The 24890-nt window shown below is 62.6% G+C and carries 20 protein-coding genes; 16 read left to right on the forward strand and 4 right to left on the reverse strand.

What is annotated here, in order from left to right:
* Positions 1 to 285 precede the first annotated feature (285 nt).
* The 7 genes from V5B44_RS03260 to V5B44_RS03290 all read left to right on the forward strand — a co-directional run bounded on the left by V5B44_RS03260 (position 286) and on the right by V5B44_RS03290 (position 5409).
* A complete protein-coding gene (locus V5B44_RS03260; protein ID WP_332357884.1) occupies positions 286 to 1113 on the forward strand; it encodes an endonuclease/exonuclease/phosphatase family protein in 828 nt (275 codons plus the stop codon).
* Between the two features lie 70 nt (positions 1114 to 1183).
* Positions 1184 to 1711 (forward strand): c-type cytochrome, encoded by a 528-nt coding sequence (locus V5B44_RS03265; RefSeq protein WP_332357688.1) that lies wholly within the window; start codon positions 1184 to 1186, stop codon positions 1709 to 1711.
* Between the two features lie 297 nt (positions 1712 to 2008).
* Entirely contained in the window at positions 2009 to 2707 is a 699-nt protein-coding gene (ubiG, locus tag V5B44_RS03270; RefSeq protein WP_332357690.1) for a bifunctional 2-polyprenyl-6-hydroxyphenol methylase/3-demethylubiquinol 3-O-methyltransferase UbiG, read from the forward strand.
* Entirely contained in the window at positions 2700 to 3356 is a 657-nt protein-coding gene (locus tag V5B44_RS03275) for an HAD-IA family hydrolase (RefSeq protein WP_332357693.1), read from the forward strand. Before ubiG ends, V5B44_RS03275 begins: the two co-directional genes overlap by 8 nt.
* Positions 3357 to 3497: 141 nt before the next feature.
* Complete coding sequence (locus V5B44_RS03280) at positions 3498 to 3872, forward strand: sirohydrochlorin chelatase (RefSeq protein WP_332357694.1); 375 nt, start codon at positions 3498 to 3500, stop codon at positions 3870 to 3872.
* 87 nt (positions 3873 to 3959) lie between these two features.
* The gene (tsaA, locus tag V5B44_RS03285; RefSeq protein WP_332357695.1) at positions 3960 to 4661 is read left to right on the forward strand and encodes a tRNA (N6-threonylcarbamoyladenosine(37)-N6)-methyltransferase TrmO; all 702 of its coding nucleotides are present in this window, start codon (positions 3960 to 3962) and stop codon (positions 4659 to 4661) included.
* 271 nt (positions 4662 to 4932) lie between these two features.
* On the forward strand, positions 4933 to 5409 hold the full coding sequence (locus V5B44_RS03290; RefSeq protein ID WP_332357696.1) for a hypothetical protein: 477 nt from the start codon (positions 4933 to 4935) through the stop codon (positions 5407 to 5409).
* Positions 5410 to 5450: 41 nt separating this feature from the next.
* Here the strand turns inward: V5B44_RS03290 and pdxH are convergent, their stop codons facing one another.
* Positions 5451 to 6089: a pyridoxamine 5'-phosphate oxidase gene (gene pdxH / locus V5B44_RS03295; protein WP_332357697.1), complete on the reverse strand. Its 639-nt coding sequence runs from the start codon at positions 6087 to 6089 to the stop codon at positions 5451 to 5453.
* Positions 6086 to 7942 (reverse strand): M61 family metallopeptidase, encoded by a 1857-nt coding sequence (locus V5B44_RS03300; protein ID WP_332357698.1) that lies wholly within the window; start codon positions 7940 to 7942, stop codon positions 6086 to 6088. Before V5B44_RS03300 ends, pdxH begins: the two co-directional genes overlap by 4 nt.
* Before the next feature lie 275 nt (positions 7943 to 8217).
* On the opposite strand from V5B44_RS03300, the gene V5B44_RS03305 reads away from it, so the two are divergent.
* The 8 genes from V5B44_RS03305 (at position 8218) to sucD (ending at position 19079) form a co-directional block, all read left to right on the forward strand.
* Positions 8218 to 9123: a glutamate/aspartate ABC transporter substrate-binding protein gene (locus V5B44_RS03305; protein WP_332357699.1), complete on the forward strand. Its 906-nt coding sequence runs from the start codon at positions 8218 to 8220 to the stop codon at positions 9121 to 9123.
* Positions 9124 to 9183: 60 nt separating this feature from the next.
* Positions 9184 to 9924 carry an amino acid ABC transporter permease gene (locus V5B44_RS03310; protein ID WP_332357700.1) on the forward strand — a complete coding sequence of 247 codons (741 nt, stop codon included), beginning with the start codon at positions 9184 to 9186 and terminating at the stop codon, positions 9922 to 9924.
* Position 9925: 1 nt separating this feature from the next.
* Positions 9926 to 10606 carry a glutamate/aspartate ABC transporter permease GltK gene (gene gltK, locus V5B44_RS03315; protein ID WP_332357701.1) on the forward strand — a complete coding sequence of 227 codons (681 nt, stop codon included), beginning with the start codon at positions 9926 to 9928 and terminating at the stop codon, positions 10604 to 10606.
* Between the two features lie 34 nt (positions 10607 to 10640).
* Positions 10641 to 11369, forward strand: a complete 729-nt coding sequence (locus V5B44_RS03320) for an amino acid ABC transporter ATP-binding protein (protein WP_332357702.1) — start codon at positions 10641 to 10643, stop codon at positions 11367 to 11369.
* A gap of 163 nt (positions 11370 to 11532) precedes the next feature.
* Positions 11533 to 16206, forward strand: a complete 4674-nt coding sequence (locus tag V5B44_RS03325) for an NAD-glutamate dehydrogenase (protein ID WP_332357703.1) — start codon at positions 11533 to 11535, stop codon at positions 16204 to 16206.
* 201 nt (positions 16207 to 16407) lie between these two features.
* Positions 16408 to 16959 carry a DUF2889 domain-containing protein gene (locus tag V5B44_RS03330; protein WP_332357704.1) on the forward strand — a complete coding sequence of 184 codons (552 nt, stop codon included), beginning with the start codon at positions 16408 to 16410 and terminating at the stop codon, positions 16957 to 16959.
* A gap of 56 nt (positions 16960 to 17015) precedes the next feature.
* Positions 17016 to 18176 carry an ADP-forming succinate--CoA ligase subunit beta gene (gene sucC, locus V5B44_RS03335; RefSeq protein WP_332357705.1) on the forward strand — a complete coding sequence of 387 codons (1161 nt, stop codon included), beginning with the start codon at positions 17016 to 17018 and terminating at the stop codon, positions 18174 to 18176.
* Between the two features lie 9 nt (positions 18177 to 18185).
* Entirely contained in the window at positions 18186 to 19079 is an 894-nt protein-coding gene (sucD, locus tag V5B44_RS03340; protein WP_332357706.1) for a succinate--CoA ligase subunit alpha, read from the forward strand.
* Between the two features lie 266 nt (positions 19080 to 19345).
* Here the strand turns inward: sucD and V5B44_RS03345 are convergent, their stop codons facing one another.
* The gene (locus tag V5B44_RS03345; RefSeq protein ID WP_332357707.1) at positions 19346 to 20242 is read right to left on the reverse strand and encodes an SPFH domain-containing protein; all 897 of its coding nucleotides are present in this window, start codon (positions 20240 to 20242) and stop codon (positions 19346 to 19348) included.
* Positions 20243 to 20467: 225 nt separating this feature from the next.
* On the reverse strand, positions 20468 to 21901 hold the full coding sequence (locus V5B44_RS03350; protein ID WP_332357708.1) for an HDOD domain-containing protein: 1434 nt from the start codon (positions 21899 to 21901) through the stop codon (positions 20468 to 20470).
* Between the two features lie 223 nt (positions 21902 to 22124).
* Between V5B44_RS03350 and acnA the strand changes: the two genes are divergently transcribed.
* Positions 22125 to 24839, forward strand: coding sequence for an aconitate hydratase AcnA (gene acnA / locus V5B44_RS03355; protein ID WP_332357709.1), 2715 nt, complete (start codon positions 22125 to 22127; stop codon positions 24837 to 24839).
* Positions 24840 to 24890: the final 51 nt, after the last annotated feature.

A 24890-nucleotide genomic window follows, 5' to 3' on the forward strand; every position in this document is an offset into this window, starting at 1 on the left:
AGAGCAAGAAGTATAGCAGAGCAGTCGGCGGCCACCATCGTGCCCGATCAGTCGGTGTTATGGGTGCTGGTCGTTCAGGCGAAAGTCACTGGCCGCTGGGTGCTGCAAGTGATATACACTCTATATCTTTTGGCTCGCCTGCCTCGGGCAGATGCTGCGATGGGGGCGGCGGAAAGCGACGGCTTTCTCCGGACGAAACCATTTCGACGACCCGACGCTGGTCAGTCGCACCTTCGGGCAACTGCCGTGAACGACGTTCAGGCCGGCTCCAGCAAAGGATCAGTCATTAAGCTCAGAGTTGCCACCTACAATATCCACAAGGGGGTCACCGGCATTCGTGGGCGGCCGCGCATCCATGATGTACGGATGGCGCTCGACGCCATTGATGCGGATATTGTCTTCCTGCAGGAAGTGCAGGACCGCAACGAACGCCTGGCCAGCCATCCCGGCTATCCAACCTCGGGCACACAGCTCGACTTTCTTGCCACAGGCGCCTATGAGCACCGCGCCTATGGCATGAACGCTGCCTATCCCCACGGGCATCACGGCAACGCGATCCTCTCGCGCCACCGGATTGTGACCCACACCAACCACGACATTTCTGATCATGTACTGGAAAAGCGTGGCCTGCTCCACGCGGTTACCCGGTTTGGTCGGGGCAAGGGTAGGGAGGTGCATCTGATCTGTGTGCACTTCGGGCTGATCAAGCGCAGCCGTCTCCGCCAGGCGACCTTCCTGGCCGATTTTGTCCAACGCGAAGTGCCTGTCAGGGCGCCGCTGATCATCGCCGGGGACTTCAACGATTGGCAACAGCGTGTTGACAGGGTGCTGCGCGACCGTCTTGGCGTCGAGGAAGTGGCGGTGGCATCGACCTCGGAAACTCCCGACCGCGGCGTCCTTGACTGGCTGCTCCCCTGGCGTACCGCCAGCGATACGCAGGCCGGTGTGGCGCGCACCTTCCCGAGTTTTGCCCCGTGGCTGACGCTCGACCGAATCTACGTTCGCGGCTTCCAGGTGCTCGACATGCACGTCCCGAAGGGCATGGCCTGGGCCCGCTGTTCGGACCATGCACCGCTGATCGCCGAACTCGAGCTGCGGCCGGCGCGTGCCTGATGGATGAGAGCCGAGGTGGTGGGCGCCGAGACAGCTCCTGCGCGGTGACACTGGATTTTGCGCAGCCTCTGTGAGTCAAGAGAGCGCGAAATTTCTCCGCTGCCGATTGCTTCGCGTGCTTGCGTGGACTAGCCTTTCAAACGTGCTGTGGGCTCACGACACGTCAACAGGGGAGGGCAATATGAGACTCGATTGGACGAAGCTGGCGGCGGCGGCGCTGTTGGCAGGGTTTGGTAGTGCTGGTGCTGCCGAGCGGATCGATTTGGGGAAGTCCGAGTATGAGGCGAACTGCATTCTCTGCCACGGGAAGGACTTGCGCGGCGGTGCCTATGTCGATTTTCTCAAAGTGACTCCGACGGATCTCACGCAGTTGTCCCGGAAGAACGGCGGCGTGTTTCCGGTTGCGCGCGTGTTTAATGTCATCGACGGTCGCCAGGAAGTGAAGTCACACGGAACCCGCGACATGCCGATCTGGGGCAGGGACTATCAGATCAAGGCCGCCGAATACTATGTTGACATGCCTTACGATGGCGAAGCCTACGTGCGTGGCCGCATTCTGGCTTTGATCGAATATCTCAACCGCATGCAAGCCAAGTAGGCCGGTGGTAGGAGTGGGCACCCATGGTGTCAGTCTTTTAGGGGGCTGACATTTTGGCGACTTAGCCCGGCATGCTGCAGCCACAGGGAGGCTGAAGATGCTGCACGCATGGCGAATAGTGCATCCCGCTTGACGGCAGGAACGTTGGGGCGGCTGCCAATCCGGAGGGGCCGCGAGAAAAAGGCGCTGGCCTGACGATGGTCGTCAGCGATGTCAATCCGATCCTTCGTGGCTGGCTGGACAGCGGGCCTGATCCCGAATACAGTCTGGCCATTGTTACGGATGGCGCAGCCTAAGATGATCAATGCCGACCACAGCGAACTCGAGAAATTCAGCCAGCTTGCGCATCGCTGGTGGGATCCGGGCAGCGATTTCAAGCCGCTGCACGACATCAATCCCTTGCGCCTGGACTGGATCGACGGCCAGTGCCAGTTGGCCGGCAAGAGCGTGCTTGATATCGGCTGCGGCGGCGGCCTGCTTTCCGAAGGGATGTGCGATCGAGGTGCGACGGTCACCGGTATCGATCTTTCCGACAAGGCGCTGAGTGTTGCCCGTCTGCACCTCCTGGAAAGCGGGCGAACGGTCGATTACCGCAAGGTCGCGGCTGAAGAGCTGGCTGCTCAGCAGGGTGGCAGCTACGATGTGGTGACCTGTATGGAAATGCTCGAACACGTTCCCGATCCGGCCAGTACGGTTGCTGCCTGCGCTGCGCTGGTCAAGCCCGGCGGGCATGTTTTCTTCTCAACCATCAACCGCAACCCGAAAGCCTACCTGTTGGCGGTCATCGGCGCCGAATACGTGTTGCAGATGTTGCCTCGAGGTACGCACGACTACGCCAGGTTCATCAAGCCTTCGGAACTCCTGCGTTGGGCCAGGGGGGCCGGCCTTGATCCGGCTGACCTGCGGGGGATGAGCTACAATCCCTTGAGCGGACGGTACGCGCTCGGGCGTGACACCGACGTGAATTACCTCCTGCACACGGTGAAGAATGTTTGAAGCGGTTCTCTTCGACCTCGATGGGACCTTTGCCGATACCGCCCCGGATCTTGCCGCCGCGCTCAACCGCCTGCGTGCCGATCTCGACCTGGCGCCGGTTTCGGCTCGGCGGTTGCGTCCCTATACCTCGCAGGGCGTGCGTGGCATGCTCAAGGCCGGGCTCGACATGCTCCCGGCGGATTCGCGCTATCCGGAGTTCTACGACCGCTTCCTGCATTATTACAGCCAGGACATCTGTGTCGAGACAACGGTCTTTCCCGGCATTGACGAACTCCTTGGCCGTTGCGAGCGTCGCGGTTCGCCATGGGGAATCATCACCAACAAGGCGCAACGCTTCACCCTGCCCCTGCTCAACCATCTCGGGTATGCCAAGCGCGCCGCCTGCGTCGTCAGTGGCGACTCGGCGCGGCGCGCCAAGCCGGCGCCGCAGCCGATGCATCTGGCCTGCAAGCTGATTGCCCGGGACCCCGCGCGTTGTCTTTACGTGGGAGATGACCTGCGCGACATCCAGGCCGGGCGTGCGGTTGGCATGGTCACCGTGGCGGTACGCTACGGCTATCTTGGCGATGGCGATCCGATCGAGGCCTGGGGCGCCGACCACATCGTCGACCATGCCCGAGAAATCGCCGGTGTGGCCGGTCTTCACTGAACGTCAGCGAGTCGGTCCTTGACCGCGGAAGTGGCTGCTGTCACCGCCGCTTTCTCGGCAATCGCAGCCCATTCCGGGGGCGGCAGGTTTTCGCATCCTCCGGGCGGTGTCGGCGGGCGCATCATGCGGTAGAGTGAACGGATGTCAACAGAAGCCCTGATCCTTTTTGCCCATGGCGCGCGTGACCCGGAATGGGCCGAGCCGATGCGCCGCGTCTGCGCGGCGGTGTGCGAACAGGCGCCCCAGATGCGCGTCGAACTTGCCTTTCTCGAGTTCATGCAGCCGGATTTGCGCGCCTGTGCCGAATCACTCGTCGCCGATGGTGTCGAGCGCATCCTCGTGCTGCCGATGTTCATCGCGCGCGGCGGACATCTGAAGCGCGATGTGCCGCTTCTGCTCGAAGAACTGCAGCAACGCAACCCGCATGCCCGTTTTGAGCTGGCCGCTGCTGTCGGTGAGGCGGAGTCGGTTGTGCAGGCGATGGCCAGGCATGCGCTGGCGCTCGCCGGCAGGTAGGTTTCCGGGTGCGGTATGCCGTCATCGCCAACCGGGCGCCCCCTGCTGCCGGTCCCGCGCGAACGTCAGGGCTTGCGGACGAGGCTCGTGCCTGACGTCACCTTCTCCCCGATCGGCTATCTGGCAACGCCTTTTCGCGACAGGTTCGGCATTCCTCGGCAGCCGCGGCTGGCTCCGCACGCACGCGGCCAGCTACGACTGCTGCGACCCTATGATCGGGCGGAGGCGGTGCGTGGGCTCGAAGCGTTTTCGCATGTCTGGCTCAGTTTTGTCTTTCATCGGACCACGGGCGAATGGAGCCCCACGGTCCGCCCGCCGCGTCTGGGAGGCAATGAAAGAGTCGGCGTATTCGCCAGTCGCAGCCCTTTTCGCCCGAACTCGCTGGGGCTCTCGCTGGTTGAACTGCTGGCCGTGGATACCTGTGGCGGCGTTCTGCTGACGTTTGGCGGCGTCGATCTGCTTGACGGCACGCCGGTTCTCGACATCAAGCCGTACCTGCCCTTTGTCGAGAGCGAGCCTGCAGCGCGCGCCGGTTTCGTTGCCGGACCGCCGCCGCAACTGTCGGTCGATTTCAGTTCCTCAGCCGGGCTGCAGCTGTCCCGGCATGAGTGCCGCTGGCCAGGCCTGGAGGCGCTTATTCGCGAGGTGCTGGGACAGGACCCGCGTCCGGCCTATGCCAATGATCCGTTGCGGCGCTATGGTTTTCGTCTCCATGATCTGGAAATCAAGTGGCGCTGTGTCGGCGCGAGAGCCATCGTCGACGAAATCGCGACCGCGGCTGCCGACTGACGACCGTCACGCCAGTGCCCGAGCTCATGGCAGCCGACGGTATTCGGATAGCGCCGGGCCGCCCGGCAGCGGGACCGCTGCTTGCGTTGTCGAAAGGCATCTTGAATCACCGGCGTTGTCGGCGTAGCGGCCGGTGCTGCGTTAATTGAGGATTGACCACGAGATTTGAACAGACGCGGTCGACCAGGGTGGCGTGGCAATCAGGCTGGCAGGCAAGCGAGCGCGACTGTTGGTCATCCCTCTGGCGAGTCATCAACCTGGAGAAAATTCCATGAAGTCGCCCCTCGCGGTTCTGTTTCTGTTGGCCTTGGTCCATCCGAACATTGGTCTGGCTGACGGACGACGATCGGGTGCGAATGTCGCTTCCGGCACAGTGGTCGTCGGCGGCGCCTACGGCCACGGGCCACGAGGCGCCTACTATGGCCCCCGTTATGGCTACTACGGCCCCGGATGGCGGCCCTATGGGCCAAGGGTGGGCGTTTATTTCGGAGCCCCCCTGGGTTGGGGCTGGCCGTGGGGGCCGCCCGTCTACTACCCGCCGCCAGTGCTCTATCCGCCGGTGGTCGGTGTGCCGCCGCCCGTGGTCTATGTCGAGAAAGGGGAAGTCAGCGATTCAGCTATCTCTGGCAGCGGCGAGTCGCTTGAGGCGGGCTACTGGTACTACTGCCGTGAACAGGGGGCCTACTACCCGGCAGTGACGCAGTGTCCCGGTGCCTGGGAGAAGGTGGCGCCAGCCGGTAACCAATAGACCGGCTGGGCAACCATCGACGGTTCGCGTTGAGTGGCCCGTTACGGCGCCAGTCGCTCGCGAATCCAGCGTTGATCGCTGTCCAGCCGGTAACGCAGGCGGTCGTGCAAGCGACTCTTCCTGCCCTGCCAGAACTCCCAGCTATCAGGCTGCAGGCGATAGCCGCCCCAGTGCAGGGGACGTGGCGGATGCAGCAGGAACCTGGCACCGTAGAGGGCGGCGTTGCTGACCAGCACACTGCGGCTGGCAATGACCTGACTCTGCGGGCTGGCCCAGGCACCGATCCTCGAATCGAGCGGGCGGCTGGCAAAGTAGGCGTCGCTTTCGGCTGCGCTGACTTTTTCAACCCGGCCTTCGATGCGTACCACCCGTTCCAGTTCGACCCAGTGGAACTGCAGCGCTGCCCAGGGGTTGGTCGCCAGTTCCTGGCCCTTGCGACTGTTGTAGTTGCTGAACCAGGTGATCCCGTTTTCATCATAGCCCTTGATCAGCACCACCCGGGTAGACGGGCGCAGGCTGCAGTCCACCGTGGCGAGCGTCATCGCATTCGGCTCGGGGATTTTCGCGCGGATCGCTTCGGTGAGCCATTGGGCAAACTGCCTGAGCGGGTCGGCGTGTGACGCGTCCTCGCTGAGTTCGGCGCGTTCATAGCTTTTTCGGAGGGCGGCGAGATCGGTCATCGTGAGCGTTTTTCTGAAGATGCTGCAGATGGACTGCAAGGGCCGGGCTGAACGGTGGCTTGCGGCTGTCCGTGCAGCCATTGCCGTCGCAGGGGAGTGGCTTTCCCTGTCAACAGCAGCTTGTGGCGGTTGCGGGCTGGTGCGCCGAGTTTGACCGAGAATTCCATCAGCTCGTCGCGGCGGAAGGCGTGGACCCTGACTGTATCGCCGGCCTGGCGGCGAGCCAGCAAACGTTCGAGGGTGGCTGGTGTGACGCGCAAGCCGTCGATTGCCAGCAGCAGGTCTCCGGCTGACAGACCGGCGGATTGGACGGGGCCGCCGTCATAGGCCGTGGTCAGCCGGACTTCGTTGCCCTCGTTGCCGGTTGTCGCACCGAGCGATGGGGTGCCCGAAGCTGCTACACACTTGAGGCGAATGCCGAAGGGCTTCAGCAGTCGAGCAAGGTCCAGGTCCGTCGTGCCATGTACTGCTTCGGCAAAGAAGCGATCCAGGTCGAGGCCAGACAGTTCCTCGGCGATCAGCCGGATGTCCTCGTCTTCGACACCGATGCCGCCGCGCGGGTCATGCTCTCCGTGCCGTTGCCACAGCGCACGCATCACCTCGTCGAGTGAAATCCGGCTTTCGCTCCTGGCGCGCAAGGTCAGGTCGAGCGCCAGTGCCACCAGCGCCCCTTTCGCGTAGTAGCTGACCACCGCGTTCGGGGTGTTTTCGTCCGGTCGGTAGTACTTCGTCCAGGCGTCGAAGCTTGATTCGGCAAGCGTCTGTCGCCGGCGGCCGGGGTCGCGCTGGACCTTGTCGATCGTCCTGGCGACCAGTTCCAGCCAGTCCTTTGTCTTGATCACCCCGCAGCGCAGGAGCGTCAGGTCGTCGTAGTACGAGGTGAAACCCTCGAAAGCCCAGAGCAGGGTGGTGTAGTTCTCGACATCCAGATCGCAGGCGGTGAACGCCGCCGGTTTGATGCGTTTGACGTTCCAGGTGTGGAAGTACTCGTGGCTGCACAGGCCGAGCAGGGTCCGATAGCGTGCCGGCATGCCGCGCATGCCGGCGTAGGGCAGGTCGTCACGCGCGCAAAGCAGCGCCGTTGACGCGCGGTGCTCAAGTCCGCCGTAAGCATCGCCGACGGCGGTGATCAGAAAAACATAGTGCGGCATTGGCGCCGGCTCGCCAAAGAAGCGAATCTGCCATTCGCAGATGCGCTTGAGGTCGGCGGTGAGGCGTGCCAGATCGCAATCGTGGCGCCCGCTGACCGCGACCTCGTGCGGCACGCCACAGGCGGTGAAACGGCCCAGCGCGAAGGTACCCATTTCGACCGGGTGGTCGATCAGTTCGTCGTAGTTGGCGGCGCGGTAGACGCCAAAGGCATGCCGCCTGGCGGCCCCTTTTTCGCCCCGTGCGGGCGCGAGCGCCGTCGCCACTCGCCACGCTTCGAACGGCTTGCCGAGTGGCCGCTGGATATCGACCAGGCAGGGCGACTGCTCGTAACCGAGCGGACGCAGGAAGACGCTGCTGCCGTTGAAGAAGGCGTGCGTCTGATCGACGTGCGCGCCGCGTACCGACAGGTCCCAGGCATGGATCTCGCAATACACACTCAAGGACTCACCTTTGGTCAGCGGCGCTGCCTGCCAGGTGTGCTTGTCGAGCTTGCTCAGCCGTACCGGCCGGCCAGCGGCCTCGGCGTGGATTGCTACGATGTGACGCGAAAAGTCACGGATCAGGTAGCTGCCGGGGATCCAGGCCGGCAGCGCGAAACGCTGCCCGGCCGGATCGGGCTCGGCCAGCGTGCAGCAAACTTCCAGGAGGTGCGCTTCCGGCCTGGTCGAGCGGATGCTGTAGCGGATGGTGGCTGGTTTCATCTGGCGTCTTGTTGCATGGTGTCCGGGAGTTGGCGGAATTGTACGGCCTGTACGCGGTCGGATAGAAAAACCCAGGCAAAATGAGCTGCGAAGTAGCCCTTGTCTGTGACCTTGTCTGACCACAACCGGGGCTGCAGGGCAGAAGGCCGGCTTCAGTGACGATTAATGCCCTGATCATTGCTTGGCTCGCGGCGCCAGTCGTGCAACAATCCAACAATCCATTGATCCGGGTAAGCTCGACAACACATTTTTTGACTCGAAAGGAAGGAGAAGCCATGAAGAATATTGCCTCGCGCCTTGCGTTGGCAGCAACGCTCGCCACCACCCTGCTGTCTGCGCCCGTAATGGCACAGGAGCTGAACGGTACCCTGAAGAAGATCAAGGATACCGGGGTCATCGCGCTCGGCCATCGCGAGTCGTCGATCCCGTTTTCGTACTACGATGACAAACAGCAGGTGATCGGCTATTCGCACGAGTTGATGCTCAAGGTGGTTGATGCGGTCAAGGCTGATCTTAAACTGGCCAAGCTGGACATCAAGCTGATGCCGGTCACCTCGTCCAATCGCATCACGCTGGTCCAGAACGGGTCGGTCGACCTGGAGTGTGGTTCGACGACCAACAACACCGAACGCCAGAAGCAGGTCAGCTTCTCGAACAGCATCTTCGTCATCGGCACGCGTCTGATGACCAAGAAAGACTCCGGGATCAACGACTTCCCCGATCTGGCAGGCAAGAATGTCGTCACCACCGCCGGCACCACTTCTGAACGCCTGCTGCGCAAGATGAACGAAGACAAGCAGATGAAGATGAATATCATCAGCGCCAAGGACCATGGTGAAGCCTTCCTGACGCTGGAAACCGGCCGCGCGGTTGCCTTCATGATGGATGACGCCCTGCTTTACGGCGAAATGGCCAAGGCCAAACGCGCCAGCGACTGGGTGGTGGTCGGCACGCCACAGTCGTATGAAGCCTATGGCTGCATGTTGCGCAAGGACGATCCGGCGTTCAAGAAGGCGGTCGATGGTGCGCTGGCGAAGGTGATGACGTCAGGGGAAGCCGAGAAAATCTACGCCAAATGGTTCCTGCAGCCTATTCCGCCGAAGGGACTCAACCTCAACTTCCCACTTTCGGAGCCTGTCAAGAAACTCTACAAGGCGCCCAACGACAAAGCGTTCGAGTAAGTTCAGCAAGTTGCATGCCGGGGCCGGTTGGTCCCTGGCATGTTTCCGGGAGAAGCATGGATGGCCTACAACTGGAACTGGGGTGTATTTCTGCAGCCGACGGCAACCGGCGGCGACGAGACCTATCTCGGCTGGATGTTCTACGGCTTCAAGATGACCATCGCCCTGTCGCTGTCGGCCTGGCTGATCGCGCTGGCTGTCGGCGCCGTCGTCGGCGTCCTGCGGACGGTCCCGAACAAGTGGTTGTCGGGGTTTGCAACCGCCTACGTCGAGGTCTTTCGGAACATCCCACTGCTGGTGCGACTCTTCCTCTGGTACTTCGTGATTCCCGAGTTGCTTCCCGAGAAAGTGGGTAACGCCTTCAAACAGACCAACCCGATCCTGCAGCAGTTTCTCGCTTCGATGGTCTGTCTGGCGCTCTTTACCAGTGCGCGCGTCGCTGAACAGGTTCGCTCGGGGATCAACTCGCTGCCGCCGGGTCAGAAGAACGCCGGGCTGGCGATGGGCTTTACTCTGCCGCAAACCTACCGCTACGTCATGCTGCCGATGGCTGTGCGTCTGATCGTGCCGCCGCTGACCTCCGAGTTTCTCAACATCTTCAAGAACTCGGCTGTCTGTTCGACGATCGGTCTGCTTGAACTGGCCGCCCAGGGTCGGCAACTGGTCGATTACACGGCGCAACCCTATGAGTCGTTCATCGCGGTCACCATCGCCTACCTCCTGATCAACGTCGTGGTGATGTTCGGCATGCGCTGGGTTGAAGGGCACGTACGCGTGCCAGGCTATATCGGAGGCAAGTGAGATGCACGAATTCGACTGGTCTTCGATCCCCAATGCGCTGCCATTTCTCTGGGATGGCATGAAGATTTCCCTCGAGATCACGGTCACCGCGGTGATTTTCGGGATCGTCTGGGGTACGCTTCTGGCGCTGATGCGCCTGTCGTCGATCAAACCCCTGTCCTGGTTTGCGGCCGGTTATGTGAACCTTTTCCGGGCCATTCCGCTGGTCATGGTCCTGTTGTGGTTCTTCCTGATCGTGCCGCATTTGCTGGAAAGCCTGTTCGGCCTGCCGCGTGGTTCGGATATGCGCCTGTCGTCGGCAATCGCCGGTTTTGCCCTCTTCGAGGCGGCCTACTACTCGGAGATCATCCGTGCCGGCATCCAGTCGGTGCCGAAGGGGCAGATGGCCGCGGCCAGCGCGCTCGGCATGACCTACGGTCAGTCAATGCGCCTGGTGGTTCTGCCGCAGGCTTTCCGCAACATGGTCCCCCTGTTGCTGACGCAGGGCATCATCCTGTTTCAGGACACCTCGCTGGTCTATGTATCCGCACTGGCCGATTTCTTCGGCGCCGCCTACAAGGTGGGCGACCGCGACGGCCGGCTGGTCGAGTTGCTGCTGTTTGCCGGTGCCGTCTATTTCGTGATCTGCTTTACCGCGTCGCGCATCGTTCGCTACTACCAGAACAAGCTCAAGACGGCCTGAGTCCGCTTGAGGTCATCAATCGAGGAGATTTTCGATGATTTCGATGAACAAGGTGAGCAAGCAGTATGGTTCATTCCACGTTCTCACCGATTGCACGACGCAGGTCCAGAAGGGCGAAGTGATCGTCGTCTGTGGTCCGTCGGGTTCAGGCAAGTCGACGCTGATCAAGTGTGTCAATGGTCTCGAGCCTTTTCAGAGTGGCGAGATCATCGTCAATGGGGTGTCCGTTGGCGATCCGCGGACCAATCTGTCCAAGCTGCGCTCGACGGTGGGCATGGTCTTCCAGAACTTCGAACTCTTTCCGCACATGAGCATCATCGACAACCTTGGCATAGGCCAGACCAAGGTGCTGGGGCGTAGCCAGGAGCAGGCGCGGGAGAAGGGCTTCAAGCTGCTCGATCGCGTGGGTCTGCGCGAGCAGGCAGAAAAATATCCGGGACAGCTTTCCGGGGGCCAGCAGCAGCGTGTGGCGATCGCCAGGGCCCTTGCCATGGACCCGATCTGCATGCTGTTCGATGAACCCACGTCGGCGCTGGACCCGGAGATGGTCAACGAAGTCCTTGACGTGATGACCGAACTGGCGCAGGAAGGGATGACCATGATGTGCGTGACGCACGAGATGGGTTTCGCGAAGCGGGTCGCCAGCCGCGTGATCTTCATGGACCAGGGCCGGATCGTCGAAGACGACAGCAAGGAGGCCTTCTTCGAACATGCGCGCTCTGAACGGGCGCAGCAGTTCCTGGCCAAGATCCTGCACCATTGATTGCAGCTGGGTGATACGCTGGTGATCTGACCCATGCGTTGCCGTTGCCGGTCGCAGTCGCCAAGCGATCGGGCGCTGTCACTCCAGCCAGCCCGGCGGTTCGGCTGCCCGCGGCCATGTTGGGCAGGGCGGTACTCGATCGATAGAGAGAGAGGAGAGCGGCATGGCAACGTTGGCAGAGTCCACCCACAACCTGCGCCGTAACCTGCACGAAATCGCCGACCAGCAGAATCTGTCTGCGCGGGTCGGCGAGTATCTCGACTTCTATTTCGTCGATGTCGAGCTGACTGGCGTCAGCGACGCCAGTCCCGAAGAGCTTCTGGGGGCGGCGCTCCAGCATTTTCGTCTGGGCCAGGTGCGAGCGGAAAAACAGGCCGCCACTGCCCTCTACACCCCGGATTTCGATCGTCACGGCTGGCATTCGCCCCATACCGTGATCGATATCGTCACCGACGACATGCCCTTTCTGGTCGATTCGATCACCATGGTGGTGTACCGTCATGGCCTGGTGATCCATCGTCTGCTGCATCCGCTCCTGGGAGTCGAGCGTGCAGTCGACGGGGCGCTGCAAGGCACACGGCCACGCGGCGCTGCCGGTAGCCGGCCGGAATCCTGGATTCACCTCGAGATCGATCGTATCGGCGATGCCGCGCTTGTCGATCAACTGCAAAGGGAGATTGTCGACGTACTCGCCGATGTGCGGGCGGCCGTCGAAGATGGCGCGGCCATGCAGCAGCGTATGCGTGAAGCAGACGAGGAGATGGCTGGCGAAACCGTTGCCGATGGCGGCGAAGTGGCCGCCTACCTGCGCTGGATCGCCGCCAACAACTTCGTTTTCCTTGGTTACGCCGACTACCGCGCTGCCGCCGGTGACAACGTACTTGTCCGAGTCTCCGACAGTGGGCTGGGGATTCTTCGGCAGACCGACCATCCCCGTTTTGGCAGTTGTCTCGCCGGAATTCCAGGTGTCGTCACGGAATTGGCCAGAGACCCCTTGCCGGTGATTCTGGTCAAGGCGGACGCACGGTCGACAGTCCATCGCTCGGCCTACCTCGACTTCATCGGCGTCAAGTGTTACGACGCCAGGGGCGGGATTGTCGGTGTGCGGGTCTTTGTGGGTCTGTACACGGCACACGTGTATCACGTTTCAGCGACCGAGGTGCCGTTGTTGCGGCGCAAGATTGCTGCGGTGCGCGAAGCGATTGGTTTCCTGCCGCGCAGCCATCGCGACAAAGTCCTGCTCAACGTGCTCGAAACCTATCCGCGGGACGAGTTGATCGAAATTGCTCACGAAGATCTGATGCGAATCGCTCGCGGCATCGTGTCCTTGCACGAACGCGAGCAGGTCCGCGTTTTCCTGCGCGACGATGCCTGGGGGCGCTACGTCTCTGCCATGGTCTATATGCCGCGCGACCGTTTCGACACCACCACCCGCAAGCGGATATCGGCCTTGCTCTACGAAACCCTCGCCGCCGAGCGCGTCGATTTCTTTGTCATGCTTGGCGAGTCGCGGCTGGCGCGCCTGCATTTCATCGCCCGCACACCGGTGGGCACCCGCTATCGCTACGATGCCGACGCGATCGAAGGTCAGGTCGCGCGCATCGTGCGTGGCTGGAGCGACGAACTCAAGCAGAACCTCGTTGGGCACTACGGTGAGGAACGGGGGAATGGCCTCCTGCGTCGCTATTCGCCGGAACTTCCCCAATCCTATCAGGAGCGCGTCACGCCGGCGTCCGCGGTATCTGATCTCGAGCGTCTGGAGGCTGCCGAGCTGAGCGGCCGCGTTGAAGTGAAGCTGAGTGCAGGGCAAGGCGACGATGGCGCTCACCAACACCTGAAGCTGTTCCGCCGGGGACGCCCGCGGCCCTTGTCGGCGATCCTGCCGGTGTTGGAGAACATGGGACTGACGGTCCTTGCCGAGGAGCCATTCAGCCTGCCAAGAAGTGACCTTCACATCGCCGACTTTGCGGTGCAGTTGCCGCAGGCGGCCGCACTGGATAGTGACGCGACACGGCGCGCCTTTATCGATCTGCTCGAAGACCTGTTGCGCGACCACGCCGAGAACGATGGCTTCAATCGCCTGGTCCTGCTGGCTGGCCTCGATGGGCGTCAGATCAGCATCCTGCGCGCCTACAGCCGCTATCTGCGTCAGGCCGGTCTGCCGTTCAGCCAGGCCTATATTCAGCGATGTCTGGCGACCCATTTCCAGATTACACGTGCGCTGGTCGAACTCTTCGAGGCGTTCTTCGCGCCGACAGCCGACGACGCTCGTGCGAAAGTCCTTGCCGGTGAAGTGGCGACAGCCTTGTTGCAGGTCAGCAATCCCGATGATGACCGTATCCTTTCGGCGCTGCAGACGGTTATCGAAGCAACGCTGCGGACGAACGCCTATCAGGCCGGCCGTGACGGCAGGGTCAAGGGCTACCTGTCGTTCAAGTTGTCGTCGCGGGACATCCCCTTTCTGCCCGCGCCGGTACCACTCTATGAAGTCTTTGTTTACAACGAGCGTATCGAGGGAGTGCACTTACGCGGTGCCAAGGTCGCGCGTGGTGGCCTGCGCTGGTCAGACCGGATGGAAGACTTCCGCACCGAGGTGCTTGGTCTGGTCAAGGCTCAGATGGTGAAAAATGCGGTGATCGTTCCGCTGGGATCGAAAGGCGGCTTCGTTTGCAAGCAACTGCCCCCGGCCGCCGAGCGGGAAGCCTTTCAGGCCGAGGGGATCGCCTGTTACTCGACCTTCATTTGCGGCTTGCTCGATCTGACCGACAACCTGGTCGATGGCCAGATCGTACCCCCTGCTGGCGTGCGTCGTCGCGATGGCGACGACCCTTATCTGGTCGTTGCTGCCGACAAGGGAACCGCCACCTTCTCGGACATCGCCAATGGCATCGCGATCGAGTACGGCTTCTGGCTGGGTGACGCCTTTGCTTCGGGCGGTTCTGTTGGCTACGACCACAAGAAGATGGGCATTACTGCCAGAGGGGCCTGGGAGGCCGTCAAGCGGCATTTCCGGGAGTTGGGCCTCGACACGCAGAGGCAACCGCTCAGCGTCGTCGGGATTGGCGACATGTCCGGAGACGTCTTCGGCAACGGCATGTTGCTCTCGCCAACCATCCGCCTGTTGGCCGCCTTTGATCATCGGCATATCTTTGTCGACCCGGAGCCGGACCCGGCGCGCAGCTTTGCCGAGCGGCAACGGCTCTTTGCCCTGCCACGTTCTTCCTGGGCCGATTACGATCCGGCGCTGATCTCAGCCGGCGGCGGGGTGTGGTCGCGCAGTGCCAAGTCGATCCCCCTGTCCTCCGAACTGCGCGGCTGGTTGGGGACCGAGGCAAGCCATATGCCTCCGCCCGAGTTGATCAGGACGCTTCTGCTGGCGCCGGTGGATCTGCTCTACAACGGCGGCATCGGTACCTACGTGAAGGCCAGTGCTCAGAGTCACCAGGAGGCCAACGACCGCGGCAACGACATTCTGCGGGTCGACGCCAACCAACTCAGGGCGAGGGTGGTCGGCGAAGGCGGCAACCTTGGCCTGACCCAGAAGGGTCGGATCGAATTTGCCCTCAATGGTGGTCGCATTTTCACCGACGCAATCGACAACTCGGCCGGTGTCGACTGCTCCGATCACGAAGTCAACATCAAGATCCTGCTCGCCGGGCTGGTCGGTCGCGGTGATATGACCGGCAAGCAGCGTGATGCGCTGCTTGCCTCGATGACCGACGAAGTCGGGCGCCTGGTCCTCGCCGACAACTACCAGCAAACACAGGCGATTGCGCTTGAAGCGGCCGCGGCTGCGGAACTGATCGAGGCCCATGGGCGCTTGATACGCAGTCTGGAGGCCAGAGGCGCCCTGCATCGTGGCATCGAATTCCTGCCTGACGACAAGGGCCTCGGCGAGCGTCAGCAGCAGAAACGTGGCCTGACCGCACCCGAGATCGCGGTTCTTCTGGCTTACGCCAAGATCACGCTCAAGGAAGCCTTGCTGGCTTCAAACCTGCCCGACAGCGAAGACGTGCGCGAACTGCTGGAGACCTACTTTCCGGCGGCCTTGCTCGAACCTTGCCGCGACGTCTTGTCGGCGCATCCCCTGAAGCGGGACATCATCGCCACCCAACTCGTCAATCGCCTGGTCAACCGCATGGGAACCACCTTCGTCATGCAACTGGGTGACGAAACCGGGGCATCTCCGGCGCAGGTGGCTGGCGCGTGGTACGCCGCGAGCAGCGTCCTCGACGCGGAAGCACTGTGGCGTGAGATCGAGTCACTCGACCTGGTCCTTGACGCGGCCCGGCAGATGGCGTTGATGGCGGGCTTGCGCGCGATGACGTCGGCGGCGACCGCGCTGGTCCTGAGACAGTATCTGGGCGGCGCGACGATCGGCCAGTTGCTGGCCGACTACCACCCGGCGGTCGTCGAAGCCATGGGCCGCATCGGTGGCGGCAAGAGCGGTGCGCAGCAGGTCACGGCGCTCATCGGAGAGCGCACGGCGATCGTGGCGGCGTTCGAGCTGGTCAATCTTGCCCGCGCCTGTGATTACCCTTTGAACCAGGTGGCACTTGCACTCGTCGACCTCGAAGCGCAGATCGACCTCGACTGGCTCGGTACGGCGGTCAACCACTTGCCGAGTGGCAACCGTTGGCAGGCGCGGGCACGTGCGCAGCTTGCCACGGAACTGGTCGCTTTGCGACAGAGCCTTGTGCGGCAGATTCTCCAGGGCAGCTTGCCGACGACTGCCGCGGCACGGGCTGTGCTCGATGAGCTGAAGAGCAATGAGCCACAGGATCTGGCCATGCTATCGGCCGGTCTGGCCGAGATCAAGCGTCTCGTCGTCTCCTGAAGCTGGCTGGCAGCGGGCAGCGGGTCTTGCCGCCTGAACCGGCGATGGCCTGTGCCCGGCCTGATCTCCCGGCAGGCGTTCAGGCATGCCTAATGGCATCCATAATTATGAATTTCGCCAAGAAAGCCGGGGCGTCTTGGTGTAGAATTCCATGTCAGCCGCGAAGCTTTGACAAGCTCGCAAATCCCCTCAGGATCACCGATGCCGCTGCCCCCACCTACCGCCCGACGCACTCGCATGCACGTCCGCAGCGTTGAACTTGGCGGTTACAAGCGCGGCGATGGTTGCTGGGACATCGAGGCACGGCTGACCGACGTCAAGGATCACGATTATCCCTTGTCGTCCGGCATGCGGCAGCGTGGTGAGCCGGTGCACGACATGTGGGTCAGGGTGACCATCGACCATCAGATGAATGTCCTCGACGCCGTCGCCTGCACCGATGCCATGCCCTATGTTGGCTATTGTGACCGGATCACCCCGGATTACTCCCGGCTGGTGGGGCTCAACCTTTTCCATGGTTTCCGGACGGCGGTCAAGAATCTTTTCCGCAGTACGCACGGCTGCTCGCATCTTAGCGAGTTGGTGATGTTCCTGCCGACGGCCGCGCTGCAAACTTTTGCCAGTGACGTACCCGACAACGACGATAGCGGGCACAAGCCCTATCAGCTCGACCGTTGTCACGCGCTGGAGTCGCATTCGGACGCGGTCCAGCGCTATTACCCGCGCTGGTATCGCGGCCAGAAGCTCGGGTAGGACGGTCTGCCCTGGTTCATTACGTTTTGCAACCCTAACTCAAGCAAGGAAAGCGCATGAAAATTCACGAATATCAGGGCAAGGAACTCCTGAAGAAATTCGGCGTTGTCGTTCCGCGCGGGGTGTTCTGTCAGTCCGTCGATGACGCGGTCAAGGCAGCCGAATCCCTGGGTGGCAAGGTCTGGGTGGTCAAGGCCCAGATTCACGCGGGCGGTCGTGGCAAGGGCGGCGGCGTCAAGGTGGCCAAGTCGCTTGACGAGGTTCGCCAGTATGCCGGTCAGATCCTCGGCATGCAGCTGGTCACTCACCAGACCGGCCCGGTGGGCCAGAAGGTCCGCCGGTTGCTGATCGAGGAGGGTGCAGACATCCGCAAGGAGTATTACGTCGCTGCGCTGACCGACCGGACGACGCAGAAGGTGGCCATGATGGCTTCTTCCGAAGGCGGCATGGATATCGAGGAGGTTGCCCACAAGACTCCCGAGAAGATCCTCAAGGTCTTCATTGACCCTGAGGACGGCCTGACCGACGAGCAGGCGGCCACTCTCGCCAAAGGCATTGGTGTTCCGGCCGAGTCGGTTGACCGCGCCGTCGCGGCGCTGAAAGGCCTCTACAAGTGCTACATGGAAACCGACGCCTCGCTGGCGGAAATCAATCCGCTGATCCTTGAGGGCAACGGCAACATCAAGGCCATCGACGCCAAATTCAACTTCGATTCCAACTCGCTCTATCGGCAACCGGAGATCGTCGCCTACCGCGACCTCGACGAGGAGGATCCGGACGAACTGGAAGCCTCGAAGTTTGACCTCTCCTACATCTCGCTCGACGGTAACATCGGCTGCCTGGTGAACGGCGCCGGACTGGCCATGGCGACGATGGATACGATCAAGCTGTTTGGCGCCGAGCCGGCCAACTTCCTCGACGTCGGCGGTGGTGCAACAACCGAAAAAGTCACCGAAGCCTTCCAGATCATGCTCAGAAATCCCAAGGTCAAGGGCATTCTGGTCAATATCTTCGGCGGCATCATGCGCTGCGACACGATCGCCACCGGCGTCGTCGAAGCTGCCCGCACAACCCATCTCGCCGTGCCGCTGGTCGTCCGCATGAAGGGAACCAACGAGGATATCGGCAAGAAGATCCTCAGCGATTCCGGTTTGCCGATCATCACTGCCGATTCAATGGCTGAAGCCGCCACCAAGATCGTTGCTGCGGTCAGTTAAGGAGCCACCATGTCGATTCTGATTAACAAAGATACCAAGATCATCACCCAGGGCATCACCGGCAAGACCGGTCAGTTCCATACCGAGAAGTGCCAGGAATACGCCAACGGCAAGAACTGCTTTGTCGCCGGCGTAAACCCCAAGAAGGCCGGCGAGAGCATTTTCGGCATTCCGATCTATGGTTCGGTCAAGGAAGCTGCCGCACAGACCGGCGCCACCGTCTCGGTGATCTACGTGCCGCCGCCGGGTGCTGCCGCTGCGATCTGGGAAGCGGTCGAAGCCGACCTCGACTTGGTCGTCTGCATTACCGAAGGCATTCCGGTGCGCGACATGCTGATCGTGCGCAACAAGATGCTGCGGAAAGAAGCCGCAGGCGGCAAGAAGACCTTGCTGCTCGGCCCGAACTGTCCCGGCTTGATCACCCCGGAAGAAGTGAAGATCGGCATCATGCCCGGTCACATTCACCGCAAGGGACGCATCGGCGTCGTCTCGCGTTCGGGCACGCTGACCTACGAAGCGGTCGGTCAGTTGACCGAAATCGGTCTCGGCCAATCGTCGGCGGTTGGTACCGGCGGTGACCCGATCAACGGCTTGAAGCACATCGATATCATGCGCCTGTTCAACGACGACCCGGAGACCGATGCGGTCATCATGATCGGCGAGATCGGCGGTCCTGACGAGGCCGACGCTGCTGTCTGGTGCAAGGCCAACATGAAGAAGCCGATCGTTGGTTTCATCGCCGGCGTCACCGCTCCGGCAGGCAAGCGCATGGGTCACGCCGGTGCGCTAATCTCGGGGGGGGCCGACACGGCCGATGCCAAACTCGCGATCATGGAGGAGTGTGGCTTCACGGTGACGCGCGATCCTTCGGAAATGGGCAAGCTGATCAAGGCGCTGATCTAGCGCCAGTGTTACTGGCTTGAACCCCGGAAAAAAGGCAGACTGCGGTCTGCCTTTTTTTTTGTCTGTGATGCGGCGTTCTTGCGTCTGGAATTGCCCGTGCTCGATGGTCGGCATATGCCGGGTGAGGCAGCGACGGATTACGACGTCAGCTCTGCGTCCAGCGCCGCGATACCGGTTGCACCGGCGGCCAGCACCATCACCGACGCCACCTGTCAAGAGCTTGTCCGGGCCAGCGTGCCTCCTCGGAACGCCTGTTCCACCTCTTCCTATTCCCTGCCCACCGACAGCACCGGATGCGTTTCGCTCTCCGAGACGAGTACGGTCATCAGGTTGGTCACCAGCTTGACGCGGGCTTCTGAGGACAGCTCGACGACACCCTCTGCTTCCAGTTGCTCGATGGCCAGCTTGACCATGCCGACCGCTCCGTCGACGATTCTGGCGCGGGCGGCGACCACCGCTTCCGCCTGCTGCCGACGCAGCATGGCACTGGCGATTTCCGGCGCGTAGGCGAGGTGGGAGATGCGCGCTTCGACGACCTCGAGTCCGGCAAGTACGACGTGTTCCTGGATCCGCGTCGCGAGCAGTTCGGCTACCGCTTCCATATCACCCCGCAGCGAGTTCCTGCCATTCGCATCGCCGTCGTACCAGCGTGCGCTGACCACTGAACGGACCGCCGACTCGCTCTGGATGACGATATAGCTGCCGTAATCCTCGACATCGAAGGCAGCGCGGGCCGTGTCGTCGACGCGCCAGACGACGACGGCCGCCACTTCCACCGGGTTTCCGGCACGGTCATTGACCTTTAGCGTGGGGGTGTTCAGGTTGTTGGCGCGCAGCGACATTTTCTGCCGCAGGAAGAAGGGATTGACCCAGTAAAAGCCATCCTTGCGCAGCGTGCCAGCATAGCGGCCGAAGAAGGTGAAGATGGCGGCGATGTTCGGCTGCAGGATGCCGAAGCCCTTGGCGAGAAAGATCAGCAGCGGAACGGCGAGGAGGTGGAGCAGCGAAGGCTGCGTCGGAAACGGCAGTGCAATGCCGAGTACGTTCCATGCCGCAAGACCGATGAACGGCCAAGCTGTCCACACCAGCAGGGCGAACCACAGGGGCAAGGCAAGCCAGCCGGAAACGCTGAGTGCCTGCTTTTCTTCGGCGATTTCACGCATTGGAAACTCCTCGTTGGGGTTGCATGCCGAGTAATTGTAGCCGCTAGCGGATGCCCGTAGGCGCGTTCCCGATGACAAACCCGCCCGGGGCCTGGAATGCTCGCCAGAAGACGGCGTGATGGCGTCTGGCCAACGGTGGTCGCGCCAGACGCTTATTCAGTCTGTTCGCCTGGCGCGGCGCACTCACCCGGACTTGGCAGCCCGCCACGTGCCCGGCATGGATCGTCACTGGATGGCGCCCACGAAGGCCTCGATGGTTGTCCGGGCCTCCTGCAGATGACACAGGCAGTGGTCCCAGTGCCCTGGACCCAGGTCGAGGGCGGCGAGCAGGGCGATCCGCTCGGCGTGATGTTCCACCGGCGTGTAGGGGCTGAGCGCTACATACGCCGCCTGATCGGCAAGACCGATCAGTGTGCAGAACAAGCGCTCGTCACCCGCGTCAGCCGGGTTGTGATGGTGGGCGATGGCCGCCACGTGCCTTGCCGGCAGATCCCAGCGCTCGGCCACCATCTGGCCCACTTCAGGATGGGTGAACTCGAAAAGCGTACGCTCGGCTTGGAGGCTGGTCATCGCCGATCCTCGTTTCAGTTCGAGGACGTGCTGGTAACTGGCTTCTGCCTGGACGGCAAATATGAGCTTGCCGATATCGTGCAGGAGGCCAGCCATGAAGGCCTCGTCTGCCGAACAGTTGACGCGTGTGGACAGGAAGCGTGCCGCGGTTGCGACGGCGATCGAGTGCTGCCAGAACTCGACCAGGCTGAGCCGCTTGGTGCGGAAGGCGTCGAAGGCGCCGACCGAGATCAGCATCCCCTGCACGTTGGTGAAGCCGAGGACGCGAACGGCTTCGGCAATCGTGCCGACGCGGCGGGAAAAGCCGAAGAATGCCGAGTTGGCGACGCGCAGTATCTTGGCCGAGATTGCCGGATCGTGGACAATCACCCGCTCCACTGCCCTGGCGTCGCTGTTGGGATCCTGCATCACCTTGAGTGCCTGCATGACGATCGTCGGCAAGGTCGGCACTTCGTAGACGTCGATCGGCCTCAAGCGGGCCACCGGTTCTGCCGTCAGCTTGTTCCCGGCCGAGCTGTCCGTGACGTCGAGCAGGCTCGACGAAAGTCCCGGATGGACCAGCTGGAAGACATGGACCGGCTGCGGCAGGTCGCGCAGGCGCAGCATGCCGGTATCGCGCAGGCTGGTGCCGTCGGGCAGGGACTCGCGGACCAGCGCTTCGGTCGTTGAAGTGAGCAGTGTCTGCCCGCCATGCGTCACCGCCAGCAGACGGGCAACGCGGTTGACCGTTGTGCCGAAGTAGTCGCCGCCACTCAGATACGCCGGGCCGGTGTGCAGCGCGACGCGCACCCGCAGCTGGGTGCGCGTCGGCCATTTCTCGGTGCCAAGGCGGGTCTGAATCTGGCAGGCTGCCTGCAGCGCGCAGGCAGCGTCCTCGAAGGTGACGCAGAAAGCGTCGCCGACGGTCTTGAAGACGCAGCCACCGTGGCGCTCGATCGCCGAGGAGAGCAGGACGTTGTGGCGCTGCAGGGCAACACGCATGGCCTGAGACTCGCTCTCCCACAGGCTGGTCGAGCCTTCGATGTCGGTGAACAGGAAGGTGGCGGTGATCAGCGATGCATCGCCCAAACTCAGTTCTGCCAGTCCCATTCGTCTCGCGCGCTCGTCACCGTGGAATCATGATTATCTTCCGCCACTGCTCGATCCCGGGGCGGCGGGGAAGGGGGAGTGAGATCATACCCACGGGAGTATCGAGGCTTCTGGCGGTTGTAGTCAATCTCTGCGAAGTGAGCCCTGGTTCGGGAACGAGCGTCGCCGTCCGCTGTCATCTGATTACCCGCGCGAGTCATGCGCATCTGTCTGGAGGTCCGGCATGCCCGCTTCACCGTTCAACACCCTCGCACGCCTGACGCCGCCAGGTCAGCCTGAGGCACTCTTCTATTCCTTGCCGGCCCTGGCGGCCGCCGACATAGGCAATATCGCTCGCTTGCCGGTGTCCCTGCGCATCGTTCTCGAAGCCCTGCTGCGTCACTGTGATGGACAGCGGGTCAGCGAGCGGCACATCCGCGAGCTTGCCGCGTGGCGGCCGCAGGCGTCGCGCAGCGCCGAGATTCCCATGGTCGTCGCGCGCGTCGTGCTACAGGATTTCACCGGTGTGCCACTGCTTTGCGATCTGGCGGCAATGCGTCATGTGGCGCAGGCACGCGGGTTCGATCCGCGGCGCATCGAGCCGCTGGTGCCCGTGGACCTGGTCGTTGACCACTCGGTACAGGTCGACTTTTACGGTACACCACAGGCCTTGCAGCAGAACATGAGCCGCGAGTTCGAACGTAACCGCGAGCGCTACCAGTTCATGAAATGGGGCATGCAGGCGTTTGACACCTTCCGCGTCGTGCCGCCGGGTGTCGGCATCGTCCATCAGGTCAATCTCGAGCATCTGTTCCACGGCGTGCGTCAGCAGGAGACTCCGGCTGGGCGCTTGTGTTTCCCGGACACGCTGGTTGGTACCGACTCGCACACCACGATGATCAACGCCCTTGGCGTGGTCGGCTGGGGGGTGGGCGGCATCGAAGCGGAAGCGGCGATGCTCGGTCAGCCGGTCTATTTCCTGACGCCCGACGTGGTCGGCGTCGAACTCAGTGGCCGTTTGTGCGAGGGCGTCACCGCCACCGACCTGGTGCTGACGGTGACCGAGTTGTTGCGGCGCGAAAAGGTGGTGGGCACCTTTGTCGAGTATTTTGGCGAAGGTGCGACCACGCTGTCGGTGACTGACCGCGCGACACTGGCCAACATGGCACCGGAATACGGTGCGACGATGGGCTTTTTCCCGGTCGATGAGAAAACGGTCAGCTACATGCGAAGCACGGGCCGCAGTGAAGCGGACTGCGGGCTGTTCGAAGCCTATTTCAGCGCCCAGGGGTTGTTCGGCATTCCACGGGCGGGCGAGATCGACTACTCGCGCATCGTACGCCTCGATTTGTCGACCATCGTTCCCTCGCTGGCCGGTCCCAAACGACCACAGGATCGCATTGCCTTGCCCGAGATGGCGAGTCGCTTCAATGGCCTGCTCAGCGCGCCCGAATCGGCCGATGGCTTCGGCCGTCCGCCCGAGACCCTGGGGCAACGTTATCCGACCGACCGGCCGGGGATCGACCTCGGCCACGGCGACGTGCTGATCGCGGCTATCACTTCATGCACCAATACCAGCAATCCGGCGGTGATGATCGCGGCCGGATTGCTGGCGAAGAAGGCGGTAGCCAGGGGACTGCACGTGCGGCCGCACATCAAGACCTCGCTCGCTCCCGGCTCGCGGGTGGTGACCGATTATCTGGACAAGGCGGGGCTGCTGGCGCCGCTCGCCGAACTCGGCTTCGCGCTGGCCGGCTATGGCTGCGCGACCTGCATTGGCAATGCCGGCGACCTTGATCCGGCGTTCAACCAGGCGATCGCCGAGCAGCAGTTGATCGCCGCTGCCGTGCTCTCGGGTAACCGTAATTTCGAAGCGCGCATCCATCCCAGCCTGCGGGCGAATTACCTCGCTTCCCCGCCACTGGTGGTCGCCTTTGCGATTGCCGGCAGGGTCAATATCGACCTCGACAGCGAGCCGCTGGGTCGTGGTGGCGACGGTCAGCCGGTCTATCTGCGCGACGTCTGGCCGACCTCGGACGAAATCGACGCGGTCCTGCCGTTCGCGCTCGACCCGGAGACGTTCCGCCGGCGCTACGCGGACGTGACCGTCGACCAGGATCTCTGGAAAGCCATTCCTGCTCCCGCCGGAGAGGTCTACGACTGGCCACTCTCGACCTACATCGCCCGGCCGCCGTTCTTCGAACTGGCGGAACAGGCGGCCGGCGACATCCGCGGCGCCCGCGCCCTGCTGATCCTCGGCGACTCGGTGACGACCGATCACATCTCGCCGGCCGGATCCTTCGGCGAGTCGACGCCGGCCGGCTGTTGGCTCAGGGAGCAGGGCGTTGCCCGTGCCGATTTCAACTCCTACGGCGCGCGCCGCGGCCATCACGAGGTGATGATGCGCGGTACCTTTGCCAACGTGCGCATTCGCAACCTGATGCTGGCGGTCGATGCGGCAGGGCGTCGGCCGGAAGGCGGCTATACGCTTCTCGATGGCCAACCGACGACCGTCTTCGCGGCCGCGATGACCTACGTCGAGCGCGGCACGCCGACCATCGTCATTGCCGGCGAGGAATACGGCACCGGATCCTCGCGTGACTGGGCGGCGAAGGGAACGCGTCTGCTTGGCGTTCGGGCGGTCGTCGCGCGCAGTTACGAAAGGATCCACCGTGCCAATCTGGTCGGCATGGGGGTGCTGCCGCTGCAGTTCATGGATGACGACTCTGCGACTTCGCTTGGCCTGCGTGGTGACGAGTGCTTCGACATCCTCGGCCTCGGTAGCGGCCTGTCGCCGATGCAGACCCTGACGCTGGTGATCAAGCGGAGCGATGGACAGCGACTCGAGCGTAAGGTGTTGTGCCGCATCGATACGCCGATCGAGGTTCAGTACTACCGGTCAGGGGGTATACTGCCCTACGTGCTGGGCGAACTGCTTGGCGAGCAGCGGCAGCAGTGACCGAAGGCAACTGCGACAAGGCGAAACGTGGGCGCACGGCCTCTGCAGCGA

This window comes from Candidatus Accumulibacter necessarius, from assembly GCF_036625085.1.